The sequence below is a fragment of the Pasteurella bettyae CCUG 2042 genome, from assembly GCF_000262245.1.
GTDB lineage: Bacteria > Pseudomonadota > Gammaproteobacteria > Enterobacterales > Pasteurellaceae > Basfia > Basfia bettyae.
Window position 1 is genome coordinate 48,131 of sequence record NZ_AJSX01000007.1, and the last position, 22,250, is coordinate 70,380.

The window sequence follows — 22,250 nt, forward strand, 5'->3', positions numbered from 1 at the left end:
CGCTGTGAGTTTTTGATATATGGTGTATTATATGGCTCAAATGCTTAAGGTATAGGTAGAGGTTATGGAAAATAAAGGTACGATTTTTCAACGTATTGAACAGCATAAAGGAATATTTTCGGCTAAACAGAGAAAGCTTTCAGATTATATTATTGCTAATTATCAAACTGCGGCATTTCTTAATTCAACGGATTTAGCTTATACGGCTGGAGTCAGCGGCTCTACAGTTATTCGTTTTGCTGAAACTTTAGGATATGATGGTTTTCCTAAAATGAAAGAGGCATTGCATCAAATTATTCAGCAAGATATTAATACAGTTGATGCTTTTATGGATAGTGAACAGCAACTAGGCAGTTATAGAGCATTAACTGATAAGAGTATTTTTCAACCTTGTATTCAAACTTTTCATACTATAGAACGTTCATTATCACCAGAGTTATTAGATCAATCTGCGGAGTTATTAGCCAAAGCAGATAATATTTTTATTATTGGTTTTCAAGGTGCTGCTTTTTTATCTGAATATATGGCCTATTTTTTATCTAAAGTTAGAAAAAATGTGAAAAGAGTTAATTCTTTAGATAGTGTATTATTTGAAAAGATTTTATCAACCGATTTAAAGCATGATGCCGTGCTTATTTATGCTTTCCCTAGATTTCCGACATTAACATTACAATTGGCACAATATTTTCACAACAATAATGTGCCAATTGTTTGTATGAGTTCTACGACAGAAAATCCAATTTCAGAGTTAGCTAATATTGTTATTCCTATTGATATTGAATATAGAGCTTATATTGATCACCTTGCACCAGTGGTGTATTTATCTGAAGTATTAGGTAAAAAGATTGCCAAATTAAATCAAATGGAATCAATGAAACAATTGGCTGCATTTGAACAATATGCAGAAGCCGCTCATATATTCTGTTCAAATAAATAAAATTAATAAAAAAGCCGAGTTTAATGTTTTATACTCGGCTTTTAAAATTAATATACATTAATTATTTTGCTTTGATTTCTTCTTGAGAAATTATTTTGCTACTTTCTTTCCAATCAGTCATCATTAATGGATCAAATAATTTATTGACCTCTTGGTCAGAAAATAACCCCATTTCTTTGATAACTTGTTTCACTGTTTTACCTTCTGCAACAGCTTTTTTGGCAATTTCAGTACCTTTAGGATAACCAAGTAAAGCTGAGGCTACAGTTGCATTTGCCATTGTACCTTCAGCGAAGCTTTCACAACGCTCTCTATTTGCTTGAATGCCATCAATACAAAGTTCTGTGAATTTTTTTATTCCTCCAGTTAACAAGGTAAATTCTTCAGCTAAGTTTTTGATAATCACAGGTTCCCATACGTTAAGATCTAATTCACCACCTTCAACAGACATGGTAATTGCCATATCGTTACCACATACTTGATAACATACTTGGTTCATTAATTCAGGTATTACAGGATTAATTTTCCCTGGCATAATAGAAGATCCTGGTTGTACAGAAGGAAGAATAATTTCTTGAAAACCACAACGAGGACCTGAAGACATCATGCGTAAGTCAGTTGCAATTTTTCCTAAACCTGTTGCTAAACCTTTTAGGTAACCAGATAAGCGAACATATTCATCACCCTGTTGCAAACCATCGAAAAGATTTTCTTTTTGTCTGACATTGATACCAGTGACTTTTTTGAGTTCAACAAAAACTGCTTCCATATAACCTTCAAATGTTCCAAGGTCTGTGCCTGATGCAGTGGCACCTAATGGTAATTCTAATGGCTCTGCAAGCATGCTATCTAATAGTGCTAAATTACGTTTAGCAAAAGTATAATAGCCACTAAATTCTTGTCCAAGTGTTATGGGTACTGCATCTTGGATGCAAGTTCTTGAAGCTTTCACTATATCTTTAAATTCTTCTGCTTTTTGTGCTAAAGATTCTGTAAGTTGTGCTAAAGATGGACGAAGTTTTTCAGCATAACGATAGCAAGCAATACCAATTGCAGTTGGAATAACATCATTAGTTGATTGGGCACGGTTAACATGAGTGTTAGGATGAACTTTGTTATAACCTTTATGACCAGTTAACATTTCATTTGCACGTTTAGCGATAACTTCATTAACATTCATATTTGTTGAAGTGGAGCCACCACCTTGTAGTACATCTAATGGAAACATGTTAGCCATTTTTCCTGCTATGATTTCATCTGCTGCATTAGCAATAGCATTTGCAACATCTTGATCTAATTTACCTATTTTAGCATTAGCTATAGCTGCTGCTTTTTTTATTTCGGCAATCGCTCGGATAAACTCAGGCATTTGTCCTATAGTCGTGCCTGAAATATCAAAGTTATTTCTAGCACGTTCAGTTTGAATACCATAATATACTTCTTCTGAAATTTCCATTTCTCCGATGCAATCTACTTCTTTAATCATTTTATTTTCCTCCAAGAGCGAAAGTGTTTTATTTGTGAATGAATAGTTAAGTTATAGAATCATATTTGCTAATGTCATACCAATAGCTACACTTACAATAGTTGTAATTAATCCAGGTATCATGAAACTATGGTTAAATACGTATTTACCAATATGTGTTGTTCCTGTACGATCAAAAGCAATACCAGCAAGAACTGTTGCATAAATAGGAATAAAGAAATAACCATTTACAGCTGGGAACATCCCTATCATATCTGGTGCTTGAACACCTAATGCCATACCAAGAACAGCCAATGCACCTAATGTACCTGCTTGGCTTAGAATGATAGTGGACATAAAAAATAGTAGTAAAGCAAATAGCCAAGGATTAGCAGCGATGGCATCTTGGGCACCATTTTTCAAAAATTCTAGATTATTCTTAAGTAAGGTATCACCAGCCCAAGATAAACCGAAGATTGCATAAACGCCCATTAAGCCTTGTTTAAAAACAGATTGTTCAATAATTTCAGGTACATTGACTTTACATACCATAACAATTACACCAGCCATAAGCATCATGACAATTTCAATTGTCATCGTCATAGATAACGTGACAGTTTTATCTCCAAGGATAAAATCAGGACGAAGATTAGGAAACAAGCCAAAAGATATTACAATAATTGCAGCTAATAGATACAAACCGACAGAAAGCTTTTCTTTTTTACCGAAAGAATTTTGATTATTAACTACAGATCTTTCATTAATTGCTGTTGATTTACCTTCAGCAACACGTTTCAAATATTCACTATCTTTTTCTAAATCTTTTCCTATTCGTGATGCATATAATGCACCAACTAAAACACCAATTAATGTGGCTGGAATACAAACTACTAGAATATCAATAAGTGTAATACCTGATGGAGCTAAGAAATCTAATAAAGCAACTGTAGCTGCAGATATAGGGCAAGCGGTAATCGCTTGTTGTGAAGCAACGACAGAAATGGAGATTGGTCGTTCAGGTCGAATACCCGCTTCACGAGAAACTTCGGCAATAACAGGTAAAATACTAAAGACGATGTTACCTGTACCACACATAAATGTGAATAAGTAGCTAATTAATGGTCCATAGAACGTAATTCTAGATGGGTTTCTCTTTAAGAGTCGAATAGCGAGTTGAACAAGATAATTCATACCACCAGAGGCTTGAAGAACTGAGGCAATAACAACAACAGTCATAATGATCATCATAACATCAATGGCAGGTGTACCAGGTACACAACCAAAAACAAAGATTAAGATCCCTACAGCGAGACCGCTAGACATTCCTAAAAATATGCCACCATATCTAGCTCCCACAAGGATCATCCCTAATACAATGATAAGCTCCAACCAAAACATTTTTCTATCCTCCTTATATTTTTTATGGATATTTGGTGAAAAATATTCTTCATATAATTGTATTATATTCCTTGTTAAATTATTCTTGAATAAAAATATTCAAATAACTGAAAAAAATGATATTTATTGAATAATTTTATTCATTAATGTGATTTTGATCACAGTGAGAATTTAAAATATTTAGAATAAGAGAATGTTTATTGGAGTAAAAATGAGGAGGTTATAAATCAATTTCTAAATCATCTTCCACTTGGCAACAACAAAGTAGAATTTCATTAGGATTAAGAAAGGCAAGTGGGCGTTCTTTATAAGAAACTTTTCCTTTTTTAAGTTTTGTACGACAGGAGCCACAGTAACCAGAACGACATTGATATTCAGGGCTTAAACCATTTCTTTCTAAAGTCGCAAGAAGAGATGTCTCATTACTATGTATGAGTGTTTTATCTTGTTGAGAAAGATGGATCTGATAGACTTTCATGATTACAGTGATGTGTGTGAAATTATATAAAGTGCGGTTAGTTTGCGAAAAATTTTTATAAAACTACCGCACTTTTTATGATTAATTATAAGTCAAAATCACCAAAGTCATTAGTATCCACTTTAGAATCAATTTGACCAATTAAGTATGAACTGATTTCTACCTCTTGAGGTGCCACTTGAACATTGTCTGATACTAACCAAGCATTAATCCAAGGAATCGGGTTTGAACGAGCTTCAAATGGTAGAGGTAGCCCTACAGCTTGCATTCGAATATTAGTAATATATTCAACATATTGAACTAATATATCTTTATTAAGACCAATCATTGATCCATCTTTGAATAAATAATCTGCCCAAGCTTTTTCTTGTTCTGCTGCGGCTAAGAATAAATCGTAAGCCTCTTGTTTACATTCTTCTGCAATTTCGGCCATTTCAGGATCATCTTGACCTGCTGCCATAATATTCAAAATGTGCTGTGTACCTGTTAAATGTAATGCTTCATCACGAGCGATAAATTTAATAATTTTTGCATTACCTTCCATCAATTGACGTTCAGCAAAAGCAAATGAACAAGCAAAGGAGACATAGAAACGAATAGCTTCTAATGCATTGACACTCATTAAACAAAGATAAAGTTGTCTTTTAAGATTGCGCAAAGTAACAGTATAGTTTTTACCGTCCACTTCGTAATTTCCTTCACCATATAAACCATAAAGCTGACTATCACGGATTAGATCATCATAGTAAGCAGAAATATCTTTTGCTCGTTTGATAATTTCTTCATTGGTTACAATATCATCAAACACTATTGAAGGATCATTAACGATATTGCGAATAATATGCGTATATGAACGACTGTGAATAGTTTCACTGAAAGTCCAAGTTTCAATCCAGGTTTCTAATTCTGGAATAGAAACTAAAGGTAATAATGCCACATTTGGACTACGACCTTGAATAGAATCTAACAAGGTTTGGTATTTTAAGTTACTAATGAAAATATGTTTTTCATGTTCTGGTAATGCGGCATAGTCGATGCGATCTTGTGCCACATCGACTTCTTCAGGGCGCCAGAAGAATGAAAGTTGTTTTTCAATCAGTTTCTCAAAAGTTTCATATTTTTGTTGATCGTAACGTGAAACGTTAACGTTTTGACCGAAGAACATAGGTTCTTTTAATTGGTCATTTTTATTTTGGGAAAAAGTAGTGTATGCCATAAAGTTCTCAGTGTAATAAAAAGATTAGAATATTTTACCTTAACATCCAAGCTAACGAAAGTTTAACTTAACGTATTCCTATTTTTAATAACACAGTAAATTATTACTTAACGATGTAGAGGTTGATATTAACATCTGTTGCATTTTGAGCAGTTGTTTTAAATTATGCTTAATTGTCAGCATAAAAATCAGTTACATAGGCATGGAGTGATAGTAATAGTTTCAATTCTTATGTCTATGTAAAATGAGGAACACCGAACACTATAGCAGGGTGGTTCATTCCGTTGTTTCAATCCACGCTCCCGTGTGGGAGCGGAGACACGAACACGCAACCAAGGTCGCATTTTCGATTGTTTCAATCCACGCTCCCGTGTGGGAGCGGAGAAATCGTTTATCAGAAGATGACCAACAATTATTGGTTTCAATCCACGCTCCCGTGTGGGAGCGGAGGATTGTTTACGATAGCAGCGAAGCCAATACTGGCAGTTTCAATCCACGCTCCCGTGTGGGAGCGGAGACTTTGAAATCAGCCACATGACTGAACGCGTTTTGGGTTTCAATCCACGCTCCCGTGTGGGAGCGGAGTATCGTCCACCGTGGCGAATATGTCATCACCAAAGTTTCAATCCACGCTCCCGTGTGGGAGCGGAGGTGTTAAAAATTAAGACCAACACTAACACAGGCTGGTTTCAATCCACGCTCCCGTGTGGGATCGGAGTCACACTAGACCCGACTTATTACCCCGTCAGTCCCGTTTCAATCCACGCTCCCGTGTGGGAGCGGAGAAATCGTCAATGAGAGCGTTTTAACCTTATACTGGTTTCAATCCACGCTCCCGTGTGGGAGCGGAGCCTATACAAGATTCTAACTTGTAACCTATTGCTTAGTTTCAATCCACGCTCCCGTGTGGGAGCGGAGTGATTACCGTCGGCACAAGCACCCTTGATCAAGTGGTTTCAATCCACGCTCCCGTGTGGGAGCGGAGGGGTAAACCTGTTGAAGCGTAGCGGTAACTTGTGGTTTCAATCCACGCTCCCGTGTGGGAGCGGAGAATTAGTAATAACTGAAAATGTCGCAACCGATCCGTTTCAATCCACGCTCCCGTGTGGGAGCGGAGGTTTATTGATATGGGATCACGATACGCCAATCTATGTTTCAATCCACGCTCCCGTGTGGGAGCGGAGTCAGTAAAATCTTTTACCTCAATCAAAGGTGTTAAAGTTTCAATCCACGCTCCCGTGTGGGAGCGGAGTTTTAGTCGGGTTGGTCGATAGTGAGATTTTAACCGTTTCAATCCACGCTCCCGTGTGGGAGCGGAATTAAAGATGGGGGCTTACCTATATCTTTAGTAGGTTTCAATCCACGCTCCCGTGTGGGAGCGGAGGCCGTTAAATCGTCCATAAGTTTGACCGAGCAAGTTTCAATCCACGCTCCCGTGTGGGAGCGGAGGCAAAGTGATAGAATTTTTTGATAGTGTACTGAAGTTTCAATCCACGCTCCCGTGTGGGAGCGGAGAACAATATCCAGTGTTAGTTTCTATAGTAAAACTGTTTCAATCCACGCTCCCGTGTGGGAGCGGAGTAAAGGCTCAAGCCAAACCTTGAGCTATTCAGCTTGTTTCAATCCACGCTCCCGTGTGGGAGCGGACCAAGAAAGCCTTGACGGTAACATCGACACATTGGTTTCAATCCACGCTCCCGTGTGGGAGCGGAGTTGGGGGATATCTGGATATTTAAACCAATTATTGTTTCAATCCACGCTCCCGTGTGGGAGCGGAGGGAACGGAACCGCCCATTAATTAACACGCTGAAAGTTTCAATCCACGCTCCCGTGTGGGAGCGGAGGCAAACATTGCAATCAGGTGTGCGCCACGCAATGAGTTTCAATCCACGCTCCCGTGTGGGAGCGGAGTTAATTCAAGGCGGAGAAAATAGCTGGCTTGTTAAGTTTCAATCCACGCTCCCGTGTGGGAGCGGAGGTTTTCAATTCAATCACTTTTCCCATTAATGCGAGTTTCAATCCACGCTCCCGTGTGGGAGCGGAGATATATTTAAAACTAAAGTATAAAGGTGAGGGTATGTTTCAATCCACGCTCCCGTGTGGGAGCGGAGTCATTCCGGCTTAAAACTACATCATTACACCGAGGTTTCAATCCACGCTCCCGTGTGGGAGCGGAGTACTATATTGATAGTGGCACGTTATATCTGGTTTGAAAAGCGAGGTTTCGCTAATCATGCCAGATATAATAGGGCTCAGTATATCAACAAATCATAATGAAATTTAACTCATTAATTTTATTATAAAAATAAATTCGCTAATCGGTGATAGATTTGATGAGAACTGAGGGTTAGCGATGGACTAAATGATTAACACATCGCGGAAAATATCTATCGCAGCTTTAGCTCCATGATGTTCGACACGGTGTTTCCAGTTTGCACCGAGTTGATAAAAGCGCAAGCTATCAGTTTCACTGTCGTAGGTGTTGAGGAGTTTATCTTTGAGTTCAACCCATTGAGCAGGAGTTACTTCGCATTCAAAGACAGAATATTGTACGCGGATTCCATAATCAAGGCAATGTTTGGCAATATGCCGAAGACGACGTTGTCCACCTTCAGTTTCGAGCGATACATCATAGGTAATTAAAATCATCATAGAGTATTCCTTAAGAGTATGTACAAACTGATCGCTTTTTAAAACCAAATTGTTAAAGAACAGGGTTAACGCATTAAAAATGGTGGATATTCAGCTAAATCACCGCGTAAATGACGAGCTAGAAGCATTGCTTGAATATAAGGCAGTAAGCCGATTTCCACTGCTTCACCTAAAAAAGGATGTTCAATTTTTTCCTGTTTTTTCTGTTGTAAAGTTTGTAATAAGAGTTTGCGCGTGTCGTCTTTCATTTGTACTGCACCACTGGCATCAATACTGAAATCGTTGGCTTTAACTTGCAGACGATTGACTAAACTTAGCACCATTCTGTCAATCCACCAAGCGCGAAATTCTTCTAACAGATCTTGTGCAAGGCTATCTCGTCCAGGGCGATCAGCATGTAGAAAACCAACTTGTGGATCTAGCCCAACACTTTGTAATGCGCCACTAATCTGATTGCCTAATACACTGTAAAGGAATGATAACATTGCATTAATAGGGTCACGCGGAGGACGGCGATTGCGTCCATCAAATTGAAAATGAGGCTGTGCTTGTAGAGTAAGAAGATGAGAAAAAACAGAAAAATAGCGGGCTGCTGCTTCACCTTCAATACCACGAATTAGTTCTAAATTTACCGCACTTTTAAGCCGAGTGACACTGTTGCCTAGTAAGGCAATAACTCGTTCCATTTCAGGATCGTTACCGTGATTGCGAATATGTCGCTGTAATACTTTTCGGCTTGCTTGAATTTTGGCAGCGATAATATTGCGAGCAATTAGAACGGGATTTGTTTCCGCCATACGATATTGAGCTTTACGTAATAAAATATTGCCGCTTTGTTTGCCTTGGAATCGTCCAAGATAACGTCCGTATTCGGAAAAATAAGCTAAATTTACGTTATTTTCACCACAGAAACCTATGAGAAATGGTGAGACCAACACATTGCCAAAACAGAAAATATGTTCAATTGAATGAATAGGCAGTTGAAAGACTTTTTCCCACTCATATTCAATTACTAGAGTTTCGCGTTCTTTGTGCAAGTAACTACCTTGTTTGGTGATATAAAGAGAATTTTGTAGTTTACGCATCGTCATTCTCCGTAAACAATTGCTCGATATAAGCTTTGGAACGATCTTTCTGTAAAAGTTGTGGTTGGCAAAGATCCATTAAAGAGCAGGCTTTGCAACGCTTAGCATAAACGGGCTGAGGGGTTACGCCTGAGGCAAGCAACGTTTGCACAGCTTCAATAGCTTGCAAGGTTTCAGTACGAAGTGCGGTCGAAAACGGGACAATTTCTCGGTGGCGTGTTTGTCCATACCAAAGGGCGCCTTCAGTGATTTCAATGCCTTTCATTTCTTCCAAACATATGGCTTGCGAACACAGCTGAATCTTGTCCCAATTTGTAGGTTTCGGCTTGCCCCGTTTATATTCCACGGGACGTAACTGCCCCGTGCTGAGCTCCACTTCTAATAAATCCAATTTGCCTGCAAGATCCAATTTCTCTGACGACACCAACACTGCGCGTTCAAATCGCACCCCTTTACGTGTCTCAGGTTCACCGCTGTCCACGCGCTCGTGCAGAATATTGCCTTGCGCGGTCAAAAAGTTCTCCGCCCACAACTGTTCATTGTGAATCAACGCACATTGCCGAGGGCAAAAGGCATAATGCTGAAGAGCGGAGAGGGAGATTGGCATATTAGAATCCTTCAATTTCTTCTGGTGTTAAACCATCTAAATTTGCCAATGAGTAACTGCCATCAGTATTAACGGTTAAACTTTGATGAACCTTAGCTGAAGAATGTTGCCCCGATTTACAATTATGTTCCCACCAAATTAATTTTAGCACTTGCATTGAGCCTTCAGGGCGAGCAGAAGAGGCATCACCCTCAAATAGTTTTGTTAAAACCTTTTTGATTTTGTTTGCATCCTCATCTGAAAAGCCAGTGCGTTCAGCAAGTTGAGGAGTTATCGCACCATAAGCCACATAAATCCCGTTATCTACGCGGTGTTTCATCCCCATAGTATCTGAGCTTTTTTTCGTACCATCACCTTCGCCACTAACACTTTTTGTAATTTGTGTGCTAGTGATATTGATTGGTTCGATACTGAATGCAGATTGGATTGTAACAGGACCACGGATTGCAATAGATACACCAGAACCTTCATCTGATTTACCAAATGCGAAAACTTGCCCAAATGCTCGAACATCAAGCCATTTGGCACAGGCTTTTTGAGCTGTTTCATCTTTACTTTTAGCTTTAAATGCTTCTTTCCCCAATCCAAACTCACTTGATTCTGCACGATTTTTTAAGCTGGTCATACTATCGATTTTTCTATCATCAGATTGAACAAAAATGTTTTCGCCAGAATCTTGTAAACGATCACGAATTTTGCGTTTTAAGCAAACATCGGTTATTTCTCCTACACCTGAAAAATTGGTACGAGGACGGTTACCGTTGAGAGGGTCACCATTAGGATTAGCATTAGTTACTTTTAAAATTAAGGCAAAGTCGATTTTTTTAGTTAAGCTCATTTTGAATTCCTTTGTGATAATAATTATTAATCAGTTTTTTCACTTTTTTCAGTTTTAGTTTTACTATATTCGGAAATTTTGCTAGTAATTTCCATTTTTTGGCTATGATAACCTAGTAGAAATTCACCCGTTAATTTGTCATCACAAGTGAAATCCGCAGGGTTAAATAATTCCATAATTTTACTAATTGCTTGAGACCCCGTATCTTTATCATTATTACGTAATCTTTCTTGATAAGGCCGTAAAGCTAGCTCAATATTGCGCCAAGTTGAAAATGGTCGTTCGGCGAATCGTTGCATATAGCGTTCAGCAGTGGTCGAACGTTTCTCTCCAGCGAGGTAAAGTGCGTATGATTCAATGTTTTCCGCGGTGGCTAGGAGCCTGCCGTATAAATAATCTCTTGATTTTATTGTTTTATCTAAAGCCATAGTATAAGTTCTCCGTTGTGATGAAATATGATGACGAGCGCGCCAGCCTTTGTATAAGGCACAAGCAATACCGATATTACGTTCCCATTCCCAATGTTCTGAACCATCTGGATTACAAGCTATTTGGAAACTTTTTTGTACTAAATCGTAAGGAATTTGAATACTCTTACCACCCGAAATAACGGGTAATAGGCGAGCATAAAGTTGTTTTTTTAATGTGTCACTTAATGCTTTTCCATAAACTGCCTGCCCAATCGCAAATGGTGAGGGTGGAATGCCTACCCAAATTGTTTTTTTGTTACCTGATTTTTTTGATAGTTTTTCATTTTGCTTTTCTATTGTATGGCGTTGATACCAAGAAAAGTCATCAATCCAAGCATCTAAATTAGCAAAATAGGTTTCGGGCAAATATTCTTGATAATAGGTAAGTGCCATTCTGCCTTTTCCTGGTGTTGTTCCGTCTACAATAAGTAGCGTAATTTGGTCATATTGTTCTAATTTTGCTTGATAACCACGTAGTTTCTTTTTCAGTATTTCAGCTGCTTTTGCCCCTAAATTAACTGACCAATCTTTAGTTGAAATTGGTGTTGCGGATACAATATCCTCTTCATTCGAAGCTGAAATATCTATATCATCATCCAAATAAAAATGGGAGTCTTCCATTGGAGATGGAATTTCTTTCCCACTTAATGCCCATGCGACAGTGACCTGGTTTTCATTGCGAATGCCTTGTCCTCTCTCAATAAGCCAGCGTAGTGCTGCATGTGCTTTATGAGATACTTCAGCAGATATAGATGCTGCTTGGTTTGCATTTTCAAATCGACCTAAGTAGGTAAATCCAGATGTATCATTAGATGAAATTAATTTAGCTTTATCCCCTGAGTAAATTAGTTTAGCTGGGTGGCTATCACGAGTTTGTTGTTCTTCACCTAGAACAGAGCAAAACTGACTCGTTAAAGTAGTTTGATAATATTCTCCCCAGCTTTTTTGTACATTTTTATCTTTCCAGGTCTGGGGGCATAAGTCATTGGGAATTGTTACTGACCATACAACTAGAGCTTTACGAATTTCAGCATTTTGACCTAAGACTTCAAGTAATGCTGGTTTGCATTGTGTTATATTATCGCTTTTGTTCCATTTTTCTAAAATATTCCCGTTGTTATCAACAGGAACCACTTGGGATTTGATTAGGTCTGACAAAACGGTACCTTTATGTACGTATTTTTGTATAGCTAAAATTTTAGGGTTATCTGTACAAGCACACCATTCATCTAATTGTTTTGCATATAGATTGAAAATAAGTTCTTCTTTTTTCTCTTTAACTATTTTCTTTTTGCCATTTTTATCTTCAAGTTCTTTGGTTATTTCGGCGATATGGGTAAGTCCAAGATCTTTAGCAATATACTGTAAGCTATCTGCTAGCGCATGAGGAGCAAGTCCACTTGTTCGTCCTTCTGAAGTTTCAGTAACAGGTAGCATAATAATAGGTTTATCTCTGAGAACCTCTGCTGAAATAAAATTACCATTTTGATCCAATATAATTTCAATGTGTGCAGTTTGTGGACTATGCCATAATGGAGCCAATTTATCTAAATCGGATAAGTTAGAATTTTTCTCGGCCTCATTATAGGTTCTATATAACTTTTGTATCCAACTCATAATCCTAACTCCTTAGTTTCGTTTTCTACAGAATTTATATTTTGTTCTTGGTTGAATACTTTTTCTGGTTTCATATTACGAATAAACCGCGTTTTTAGTTTTTCATTATCCGTTGTGCTTGGGAACGTAATAATACCTCGCTGCATATTAGCGTTCCAAAATCGGGTTACTAATTTATTTTCACCTATTTCATCAGGATAACCAAAACTATGAAACATTAAGCCAAAATCAAGGTTGTTAATATCATCATAAAAACCTTTATTACCATCACGGCTTAAATCATCAAATTCACAAGGCTCAACATATCCTTGGCAATCTCTTGTGCCAAGGAAAATATCTTGTCTTCCCCCGCGCTCAAGCATACGTCTTGCTATTGCCATATGCTTGCCTAAATTACGATCAGCTTTTAATTCTTCTCGATATTCATTCCAGGTAAAGTGGGCTTCTACCTGATATTCAACATCTTGCAGAAATGTGTAAATTGCCAAAGTATTGCCACCATTCCATTCTAATGGCTTAGTTGATTTGCTCTGAGTCTGAATTGGTTTCATAATTCTAACCCTATCTATGTGCCAGATCAGGGTCGGTTTCCAATAAATGCTTTTTAAAATGCCTTTTAATGCTTCATAAGTTGGTACTTGGTAGCTGAACTTTTCGCCACCAATTTTAGTAATGGGATCGGTGAATAAAGCTTGTCGTCCCCACACACGGAAAGTAAATTTGCTATTCATATTTCTCCTTATCATATTCCATAAAAGGGCATTTCCCCAGTTTCATCAAAGGACAATCCATATTCGTCAAGATAATTTTTTTCTTCTAAATAATAGATTTCTGAATCTGGAAAAATTTTATGGATTACATTTTCATTCTGTAATTTTTCCCATACATTAGGAAATACATTCACACTATATCGTTGTGCTTGGGCTAAAGTGCGGTGTTTTTCCTGAGAGTTTTGCTCGCCACATAAGTCAGTAATTAATTGTTTACCTTTCCCATAAGGAACAATTATCGCCCGAGTTGGTGCATCAATGGATTGAAATACTCGACCAGCACTTTGAAAAGATTGCATTAGTAATGGAATTTTCCCAGCTCGATTCTTATTTTTATTACCATAAACATTCAATGCATTATCTGAAAGCCAATCTAATAAGGAGCCTGATGTGCTGTTACTAATGTCATAAGACATTTCATCGCTACGTTCATAAAAATAATAGTTAAAATATTGTTGCATTGCCTTCGGTTGTAAAATATCTTGTTCTCCAAATTCACGGAATATTCGATCGGCATTGCGTTGCCCTTGGTAAATATCTGGTAGAACTTTAGCAAAATTAGGTTCTTGCAAATTTAATACATAAACTTGTCCTTTGCCTTGCTTTTCGCCATGGCGATTACAACGCCCAGCTGCTTGAGCAATGCTATCTAATCCGCCAAGAGCACGAATGACGTACGACATTGATATATCTACACCAGCTTCAATCAACTGCGTGCTAATGCAAATGACAGGTTCATTATTCTTTAAACGATATTTAATTTTATCGAATAAATCTTTACGGTGTGCAGAACATTGATTCGTGCTTAAATGAAATAGTGCGTTAGCAGGTACCTTTTCCTTACAATATTTGTAAAGCTCTTGAGCACATTTTTTAGTATTTACAATAAATAAGCAGCTTGAAGAATATTCAAATTTTTCTAATAAAAAATCACCAGCTTCATCAACTGTCCAACCAGCAATTTTAGATTTATAATGAATTTCAACACGGGATAAATCACTAAATAGTTTATTTCTAGCTATACTATCTCCGATAATTTCAGCATTATTGGCTAAGTTTAATGAGCCTAATTCTGGATTGTGCAACTTATCTAGTAAGGGCTGGGTTGCTGTACATAAAATAGCACTACTTTTACCAAAAGTTGTGAGCCAATTTAATACATTGCAAAACAAATGGACACACTTAATAGGAAGAGTTTGAATTTCATCGAAAATTAATACTGCATTGGTCATTGGGTGAATATGGCGTGCACCACGTGTTCCACCACCAAACCACGCATCTAAAAATTGCACCATTGTGGTAAAAATAATAGGCTTATCCCAATTTTCTGCCAGTAATTTATCTTGCCAAGTTTGTTTTTCGGGTTCAATATTTGAGTGATGCTCTAATATCCAATCTTCACCTAAAATATCCCGAACTGTAGTAGCATTTTGCTCAATAATAGAAGTGTAAGGAATAATATAAATAATGCGGTCAAGATTATGCTTTTGTGCGTGGTGGAGTGCATAACGTAAACTGGCTAAGGTTTTTCCGCCCCCTGTTGGCACGGTTAAAGTATAGATTCCTTGTTCATCAGAAGATCGTTGTAAGCAAGTATCCGAAATATCTCGACGAATCTTGTCTATTTCATAGCGTATGGCAAAATTTGCTAAGTGATTTTCTAAATGATTAATTGCAATGTGCCAATCAGGTTTTGATGTTAGACTACGAATATCTTTTTGTGCCTCATTTTCAAAATCAGAACTATTAATTCGGTCAGCATCAATCAGACAACTAAATAGGAAGCGGGTGAGACAACCAAGGTGAAACTCTTTAAGTTTATCGTGAGTTTCTTGCTGTTTTAATATTGCTTTAATAGGACTTAATAAAGATTTTATTAAATTTTCGCTGGCTAAAGATTCTGCTCGTTGCAAGATGGAGAGATCTGCATTTTTTTCAGCTTCAGATAAATGAGAGAGGGAATCGTCTTTAGAAAAACGGTCAAAACATTTTGGAGTGCCATCAAGTGTTAAACAATCAATAAGCCCTTCACCATGATGAGACGCAATACAGAGTCCTAAAATTTGTCCAATAAGTTCTCCAATGCCATTTTTAACACCAAACTTTCTCAAATGTCGATAAATCCATTGTGCGCCAGCTGTAGAATGATCTGGTTTATTTGGCAAATTGGATTCAGGTTCGTCAATATCAAAATCGATATAATTCAAATTATTCTTTCGATGTATTCGTTTTTGAAATGGAATAGAGTACTTACCGAAATCATGCATTAAACCCAATAATTCACCTACATCTGCTAAATCTAATTTATTCGCAAATTTTCGCGTAATTTCGGCAGTTTGGGTTAAATGTTCATAAACGGTTTGCTTTTTTTGATCGGACTGTCGGATGTGGGCAATGGGTGTAATATGCTCCATTCTTATCCTCCTGGCTTATTTATTAGCAAATTGATTTTAACGAAGATTAAAAGTAAATTATATATATTTTTCTAATATATATTTAATTTAAATCAAATTTTTATTAATAAATATTATGTTAGATAGTTTGGTACATCAATATAAACTATTTAATAGTTTGGTAGAATATATAAGATCTATAGTAGCTTTCGACTTTCTTCAGAATTCTATTTAACCAATAATATTTCATTAAATTCTTTTCTTTCACATTCATAAAATTTTTGCTAAACTGACCGCAGTTTTGGGGCTGATTCTGGATTCGACGGGATTGGCAAAGCCCAAGGTGCACGTCGAGGTGCGGTAGGCCTCGTAAATAAACCGCAAAAAAATAGTCGCAAACGACGAACAATACGCTTTAGCAGCTTAATAACCTGCATTTAGCCTTCGCTCCCTAGCTTCCGCTCGTAAGACGGGGATCAAGCGGAGTCAAAATCAAACGAGATCGTGTGGATGCTTCGGCTTGGAGATCGAAACATTAAATTGAATCAAGCTAGTTTATTCTTCGCGTGTCTGTCCGCAGGGGATAAATGAAATTAAAGATTAGACTAAACGTGTAGTACTGAAGGTAGAGTAATTTCGGACGCGGGTTCAACTCCCGCCAGCTCCACCAAATAACAATCCAAAGCAAACTTATCAAACCCTAAAGCCCTTGAAAATATTGAACCCAAGGGCTTTTTTATATCCTAAGCGTTCCTATCCAATCCTATAAAATCCTTGAATTTTAGTTATACGTTTAGTTATACTGATAACCGTATAACAAAGTCGGTATAACTAAAATCGCACAAAACCTGTTAGAAAAAAGTGTTAACGATGTTTTAGCTATACCCGATTTTTTAAAAGTCTGAATTGCCGTCAGAGTTATTCAGAATAATTTTCAACTCTCAGAACTAAGCGATATGGCACGCACAATCACACCACTAAACAGCACGAAAATAGATAAAGCTAAGCCGCAGGAAAAGGAATTTACCCTATCCGATGGCAAAGGGCTTTATCTGTTGGTTAAGCCCAATGGGGCTAAGTTATGGCGGTTTAATTATTACAAACCTTTCACGCAACCAAAGAAAAGGGCGTTAATTGGCGTTGGCAAATACCCTGATATTTCTTTACAGCAAGCAAGAGCAATTAGAGATGAGTATCTATCTTTACTTGCGCAGAATATCGATCCAGCAATCTATCGCCAACAGCAAGAACAAGAGAAACAAAATGAGCTGAATAATACCTATGAGGCGGTGGCGTGGGCGTGGCTTGAGTATCGCAAAACCAAAAAGAACTTTTCAGATAATTATCAAAAAGACGTTATAAGCCTGATCAATCGTTGCTTATTGCCGCACTTTGGCCATTTGCCTATTTCCCAAATTACCGCGCCAATGGCATTAAAGGCATTTAAGCAGTATCAAGACGAAGGTCATTTAGAAAAGCTTAAACGGACGATTCAGAAGCATAACGAGATAATGACTTATGCTCTACACCGAGAATTAATCTCTTTTAATCCAACGGCGAATATCGCAAAGGAATTTGACAGCCCAACGGTTGAACATTTTAAAACCCTTAAGCCTGAGGATTTAAGCGAATTTATGTTCACGCTACAAAACGCTCAGATTCACTTACAGACGCGTTATTTGATTTTATGGCAATTGCTCACCATGACAAGACCGAACGAGGCAGCTACAGCGAAATGGGCGGATATTGACGAGAAAAACAGAATATGGACTATTCCAGCGGAACAAATGAAACGTGGCATTGAACATAGAATCACGTTATCACGGCAAGCCTTAGCTCTATTAGGGCAAATTAAAAAATTAAGTGGCGGAAAAACTTACCTATTCCCCAGTGTAAAGAACCCACAATCCCACGTTAATACGCAAACGGCAAATGCTGCGATTAAGCGAATGGGCTATGCCGGTAAATTGGTAGCGCATGGTTTACGCAGTATCGCTAGCACCTATTTAAACGATCAGGGCTTTAATAGTGATTTGATTGAGGTAGCACTATCACACCTCAATTCAGACCGAGTAAAAACCGCCTATGACAGAGGGGAAAAATTAGAACAGCGATTCAAGCTATTGCAAGCATGGGCGGATTTTGTAGAACAATCCTCACAAGGCACATTGCCGCAATTTCATTTAAAGATTGTGGCTTAGAGACTGATAAAACATGAAGTAAAGTGCGGTCGATTTTGACAGCGTTTTAGTGCTTAAAAATACCTTAGATTAAATATTAAGATTGAACAGATGAAACTAAAAATATCAGAAATAAAAAATCAGTTCTGGGGGAATTATAGAAATATTGTAAAACTTGATACTGTAATCTCTCTCCTATCAAGAAATGCACCATTAGATTTTATTCTAACCGAATTAGATAGGGTTAAAATGGAGCTTAAAAGAAAAGATCATGAAATCAACTTTATAATGATTGATAAAAAGGATAAACCCAAAGAAATTGAGGGAAAATTGATCTTTGATAATATTCGCTATGTGTTAGACGGAATGTTTGATATTCAAACGTTTAAATTATTTTATGAACAATATTCAATAAGTGATATTTATAATGAATTTTACAAGAATAATGAGTGTACTTCCTTTGTAGAGGATAAAAGCAACAAAACCAATTTTGAAGAGTTTATTGATAAGCAAATAGAGGGTTTAAATGGCATTAGAAATGATTTAAAAAGCAACGATGTTTACTTGTTGAAAACTGATCTAGATAGCCTTATTGATGATATTCAATTAACAAATAATGATATATTTTTTATCTATAATTATGGCGGTATTGATGGAGATAAATCAGATGATTTTGAGTTCTTACAAAACATGAGTGAGTTTGAACAGTGTGGTGCATGTGATTTAGCTTTTGATATATGGGTAAAGGATAAGGATAATTTTTTAAAGAATCTAAAAAACGCCAATTCAAAAAATCAAGTTTCAGAAGGTCAAAATAAGGAAGTAACGCAAAAATCAGAAACTTCCTACCTAAATATTATTCAAGCTTTGAAAGATGAGTTACTCAATAGAGGGTTATTTGAAAATCAAAGCAGTCTTATCAGTTATTTATCTAACTCATATACAGGTTACACAGGATTAAGCGAAACCAATCTAAGAGAAAAATTCAGTAAAGCCAATAAAATAAAATAAAATTAAACTAAAACACTTTACCAAAAATCCGGATAGATCCAAATGGACTTGTCCGGATTTTTTCTTTTCTGTGCTTTTTTAATAATCCACTCCAACACAACGAAGCCCGAAACGGCTTTAACCATTCCAACCAGTACGGAGTAAACACAATGAATCAATCAGATCGCATTATCCGCCGCCTTGAGACCATGAAAATGTTAGGCGTAAGCAAATCCACCTTTGCCGATTGGCAAAACCCTAAATCGAAACGTTACCGCCCGGACTTTCCAAAGAAAATTCAATTAGGGGTTAATTCAGTCGGTTACTTGGAAAGTGAAATCAACTCTTACATTGCCAAACTGGCAGAAGCAAGAGCATAGGAGGGCATTAATGATTATTTCCACCACCAGCACCGGCGAACAGCGCCGCTTTATGCTTGAGCGTTTAAGAGAGCGCCCACACAGCACCAACGAGCTACGACAAATGGGCGTTTATTACCCACCGGCACGCATTAAGGAATTGCGCAATCAAGGTTATTTGATTGATACGTTCTACCGAGAGGAAACCGACAGCACCGGCTTAACTCACCGTGTAGGCGTTTATGTGCTACATGAAAACGCAGTAAGCCAAAATCATCAATATAACGACTAAGGAGAAATTAAAAATGACCGATTGCAAAGACTGCTCAACAGAACAAGGGCGCAAAGATTTAATTAATACCCCGATTTTAATTACTTATTCAAAGGCGCAATTTCCACATTTAACGGCAACTTCTGAAGATTGGGGGGTAAATACCGTTTTATGGCTTGAAGTGGGCGATTTTCTACCCTTAGGCATTGATGCTGACACGATGCAAGAGGCGTTGATCATGATTGCTTTTCTTCAACAAAGCACAAAAGCCACGTTACTGATTGATGAGGAAATGCAACAAGAACTCACCGCACTTTCTGAAAATGGCATTGCATTTAACCCAATGAAAAAAGCAAATGGCGCACTCATTCCACTTGCTGAAATCCTTTCCACTGATACCAAACAAGAAACCATGCGACACCTCGAAGAAAAGTTCTCACAGGGCGAGAAGTTCCAGTTTGTAGAAATAGGCGGAATGTTGAATTAAACAAGCAAGGAGCGATTGAAAAAATGACTAATACAAATCAACAGTACAACACTGAAAAACGAGAGTATGCAACGCTATGGAGTATTTACCGAGCTATTGAGGAAACTTACGAAATAGCAGATGCAACATTAGATGGCAAAATTACCAAAACAGCCACCACCGAAGATGGGGAGAAAGTACAAATCCCATTCACTCACAAAGACGGCTTAGAGTTTGTTTTAGATAGGTTAAGTGTAGTGCTATCAGATATTGACGACTTGAAACGGCAAATCGAAGTGTTGATTATTCATCAAGAACACAAAGCCGATGCGAATTATTTACCGCTGGTGGATTAACAAGAGTTTTTGGAGCAGTACGCGCGCGAGGGTGCGCCCAAATTTAGGCATACCCAAAGATAAGAGGTTTAAAAAATGAGTTACGGAAAAGAGATACAAAGCCAATTTGCGAAAGCCTATGCCCGAATGGGTAACGCTAAGCACGCTTTATTGGCGGTTCTGGGTGATGAGCGAGCTAATCGAATGAAACCCCACACTCTACGAGCGAAAGCCAGCGGGCTATTGAATCATTACCGAGTATGGGAACAAATCGAGCAGGAAAAAGCAGAGATGCAACAACGTGGGGAGACTTTACCTCATTACAGGGGAAGAACATGGCGGGCGGATTTAATGACTGATGAAGTCTATGAGCCGATAAAGATACCGCCCCGCCCTGTTGTTATTCCTCGTGGAATGAAAGGGTTGTTTAAAGAGGTGGAGCGGTTAAAAAGATCCACCATGAAAACCCTAGCATTTTTTTAATTGGGAACAAAAAGATCCGCTAATAAAAGGGTAAGTATTTAATGAAATGCACCATAGCAAAAAACAATGAATTACTGCTTCAACAAGCAATTCAACACTATAGAAAATCGTCTCAAATCTTCACGTTTGTGAGCCTATACAGCGATAACGAGCCATACCCGATAGATGAGGTCATTCAAGTGTTAGAACAGCGTCTTAATGCGATTCAGTGCGAAATAGACAACTTCACGAAGATGACAGCAGGGCTACGGAAGAACGAGCGATTAGAAACGAGTTTTTACGCTACAAAGAAACATTTAGACGTGATGAGAAAAAGAAAACAGGAGATAGACAATGAAATGTAATGCAATTGAAAAGCCATTAATGCAAGAAATCTCAATAGAGCAAATTTTTAACTTAGATTTACCCCTTACGAATGAAAAAGACGGTGCAGTGTTTGCGCATAAGTTTAAAGGGGATTTGGTGGCAATGACAACCTCTCTTATTGTGGCGAAGTATTTTGATAAAGAGCATAAAAACGTTATTAGAGCGATTAAAGATTTAGATTGTTCAGATGATTTTAGACGGCTCAATTTCCAGCCGTCCTATTATCAAAATGAACAAAATAAACGCCAGCCAATGTACCGAATGACCCGAGACGGCTTTATGTTTTTGGTGATGGGATTTACCGGCAAAAAGGCGGCGAAGTTCAAATTAGGCTTGAGTTATCGAGAGCGTGAAAGCCGATTAAAAGATACCGCCCTTTTCTTTTGGGCAAAACAACAGCGCAAAGCAGCGTAAGGGGAAACACAATGAATGACTTTACCGAGATGATTCAATTTCTAATCTTTATCGCCTTATTGCTGGTGGCTTTTAGCCTTGCATCAACCCTATAAAACAAAACGCCTATGCTTTCACAAGAATGGGCATAGGCAAGATTAAATATAAATTGAACGGGTTTATTATATGAAGAGTTACGCAGAAAGAAAAGGCAGAAGTTCAAAAAAAACAGAATCAATTCAAGAAATCAGTAAACGGCAGCACTTTTTCAATGTTGCGCCATGATGTTGTTCTTGGTCAAGAAATCGAGCCTCTAAGCCTAGCGGCTAAATGGGTTTTGATGAAGATGATCGGCTTGTACAACAAGGGCAATAATGGCAACTTATCCGCGCCGTTGAATGTAACCAACCACTTAAAATGAGAAACAAAAACAAATAGGGATTTGGTTGAAATAATTTGAATTAAGCGGGTATTGATAAAA

20 protein-coding genes, 1 other RNA gene and 1 CRISPR repeat array are annotated in these 22,250 nt (G+C 37.7%); of the genes, 10 read left to right on the top strand and 11 right to left on the bottom strand.

All coding sequences use genetic code 11. From position 1 onward, the window contains the following. The first annotated feature begins 64 nt into the window (after positions 1-64). A complete protein-coding gene (locus tag HMPREF1052_RS01435; RefSeq protein WP_005759183.1) occupies positions 65-937 on the top strand; it encodes a MurR/RpiR family transcriptional regulator in 873 nt (290 codons plus the stop codon). 61 nt (positions 938-998) lie between these two features. On the opposite strand, the gene HMPREF1052_RS01440 is transcribed toward HMPREF1052_RS01435, so the two are convergent. The 11 genes from HMPREF1052_RS01440 to HMPREF1052_RS01490 all read right to left on the bottom strand — a co-directional run bounded on the left by HMPREF1052_RS01440 (position 999) and on the right by HMPREF1052_RS01490 (position 15,947). After that, on the bottom strand, positions 999-2,423 hold the full coding sequence (locus tag HMPREF1052_RS01440; protein ID WP_005759045.1) for an aspartate ammonia-lyase: 1,425 nt from the start codon (positions 2,421-2,423) through the stop codon (positions 999-1,001). Between the two features lie 51 nt (positions 2,424-2,474). Next, on the bottom strand, positions 2,475-3,800 hold the full coding sequence (locus HMPREF1052_RS01445) for an anaerobic C4-dicarboxylate transporter family protein (RefSeq protein ID WP_005758945.1): 1,326 nt from the start codon (positions 3,798-3,800) through the stop codon (positions 2,475-2,477). A 220-nt stretch (positions 3,801-4,020) separates the two neighbouring features. After that, entirely contained in the window at positions 4,021-4,278 is a 258-nt protein-coding gene (gene yfaE / locus HMPREF1052_RS01450; RefSeq protein WP_005759230.1) for a class I ribonucleotide reductase maintenance protein YfaE, read from the bottom strand. An 85-nt stretch (positions 4,279-4,363) separates the two neighbouring features. Then, positions 4,364-5,494, bottom strand: coding sequence for a class Ia ribonucleoside-diphosphate reductase subunit beta (gene nrdB / locus HMPREF1052_RS01455; RefSeq protein WP_005758788.1), 1,131 nt, complete (start codon positions 5,492-5,494; stop codon positions 4,364-4,366). Positions 5,495-5,780: 286 nt separating this feature from the next. Next, a CRISPR array of direct repeats spans positions 5,781-7,671; the repeat unit is 32 nt; unit sequence GTTTCAATCCACGCTCCCGTGTGGGAGCGGAG. Positions 7,672-7,852: 181 nt separating this feature from the next. Then, positions 7,853-8,146, bottom strand: a complete 294-nt coding sequence (gene cas2, locus HMPREF1052_RS01460; protein ID WP_005759078.1) for a CRISPR-associated endonuclease Cas2 — start codon at positions 8,144-8,146, stop codon at positions 7,853-7,855. A 65-nt stretch (positions 8,147-8,211) separates the two neighbouring features. Then, entirely contained in the window at positions 8,212-9,231 is a 1,020-nt protein-coding gene (cas1c, locus tag HMPREF1052_RS01465; RefSeq protein WP_005759177.1) for a type I-C CRISPR-associated endonuclease Cas1c, read from the bottom strand. Then, the gene (gene cas4, locus HMPREF1052_RS01470; RefSeq protein ID WP_005759260.1) at positions 9,224-9,838 is read right to left on the bottom strand and encodes a CRISPR-associated protein Cas4; all 615 of its coding nucleotides are present in this window, start codon (positions 9,836-9,838) and stop codon (positions 9,224-9,226) included. The genes cas1c and cas4 overlap by 8 nt, the downstream gene beginning before the upstream one ends. Before the next feature lies 1 nt (position 9,839). Then, a complete protein-coding gene (gene cas7c / locus HMPREF1052_RS01475) occupies positions 9,840-10,676 on the bottom strand; it encodes a type I-C CRISPR-associated protein Cas7/Csd2 (RefSeq protein WP_005758893.1) in 837 nt (278 codons plus the stop codon). A gap of 26 nt (positions 10,677-10,702) precedes the next feature. Then, positions 10,703-12,763 (bottom strand): type I-C CRISPR-associated protein Cas8c/Csd1, encoded by a 2,061-nt coding sequence (gene cas8c, locus HMPREF1052_RS01480; RefSeq protein ID WP_005759025.1) that lies wholly within the window; start codon positions 12,761-12,763, stop codon positions 10,703-10,705. Next, positions 12,760-13,494, bottom strand: a complete 735-nt coding sequence (gene cas5c / locus HMPREF1052_RS01485; RefSeq protein ID WP_005759140.1) for a type I-C CRISPR-associated protein Cas5c — start codon at positions 13,492-13,494, stop codon at positions 12,760-12,762. The genes cas8c and cas5c overlap by 4 nt, the downstream gene beginning before the upstream one ends. An 11-nt stretch (positions 13,495-13,505) precedes the next feature. Continuing rightward, complete coding sequence (locus tag HMPREF1052_RS01490; protein ID WP_005759097.1) at positions 13,506-15,947, bottom strand: CRISPR-associated helicase/endonuclease Cas3; 2,442 nt, start codon at positions 15,945-15,947, stop codon at positions 13,506-13,508. Between the two features lie 282 nt (positions 15,948-16,229). Between HMPREF1052_RS01490 and ssrA the strand changes: the two genes are divergently transcribed. The 9 genes from ssrA (at position 16,230) to HMPREF1052_RS10910 (ending at position 21,790) form a co-directional block, all read left to right on the top strand. Beyond that, positions 16,230-16,596: a transfer-messenger RNA gene (gene ssrA, locus HMPREF1052_RS11000) on the top strand. A gap of 286 nt (positions 16,597-16,882) precedes the next feature. Further along, positions 16,883-18,127 carry an integrase arm-type DNA-binding domain-containing protein gene (locus tag HMPREF1052_RS01495; RefSeq protein ID WP_005758959.1) on the top strand — a complete coding sequence of 415 codons (1,245 nt, stop codon included), beginning with the start codon at positions 16,883-16,885 and terminating at the stop codon, positions 18,125-18,127. Positions 18,128-18,217: 90 nt separating this feature from the next. Continuing rightward, positions 18,218-19,117 (top strand): hypothetical protein, encoded by a 900-nt coding sequence (locus HMPREF1052_RS11305; RefSeq protein WP_040596154.1) that lies wholly within the window; start codon positions 18,218-18,220, stop codon positions 19,115-19,117. Between the two features lie 149 nt (positions 19,118-19,266). Then, positions 19,267-19,476, top strand: coding sequence for a helix-turn-helix transcriptional regulator (locus HMPREF1052_RS01505; RefSeq protein ID WP_005759142.1), 210 nt, complete (start codon positions 19,267-19,269; stop codon positions 19,474-19,476). Positions 19,477-19,486: 10 nt separating this feature from the next. After that, a complete protein-coding gene (locus tag HMPREF1052_RS01510; RefSeq protein ID WP_005759091.1) occupies positions 19,487-19,747 on the top strand; it encodes a helix-turn-helix domain-containing protein in 261 nt (86 codons plus the stop codon). 13 nt (positions 19,748-19,760) lie between these two features. Then, positions 19,761-20,213, top strand: coding sequence for a hypothetical protein (locus HMPREF1052_RS01515; RefSeq protein ID WP_005758807.1), 453 nt, complete (start codon positions 19,761-19,763; stop codon positions 20,211-20,213). A 23-nt stretch (positions 20,214-20,236) separates the two neighbouring features. Then, entirely contained in the window at positions 20,237-20,548 is a 312-nt protein-coding gene (locus tag HMPREF1052_RS01520; protein WP_005758899.1) for a hypothetical protein, read from the top strand. 183 nt (positions 20,549-20,731) lie between these two features. Further along, entirely contained in the window at positions 20,732-21,010 is a 279-nt protein-coding gene (locus HMPREF1052_RS01525; RefSeq protein ID WP_231284604.1) for a terminase, read from the top strand. Positions 21,011-21,343: 333 nt separating this feature from the next. Then, positions 21,344-21,790: a Rha family transcriptional regulator gene (locus HMPREF1052_RS10910; RefSeq protein WP_005759223.1), complete on the top strand. Its 447-nt coding sequence runs from the start codon at positions 21,344-21,346 to the stop codon at positions 21,788-21,790. Positions 21,791-22,250: the final 460 nt, after the last annotated feature.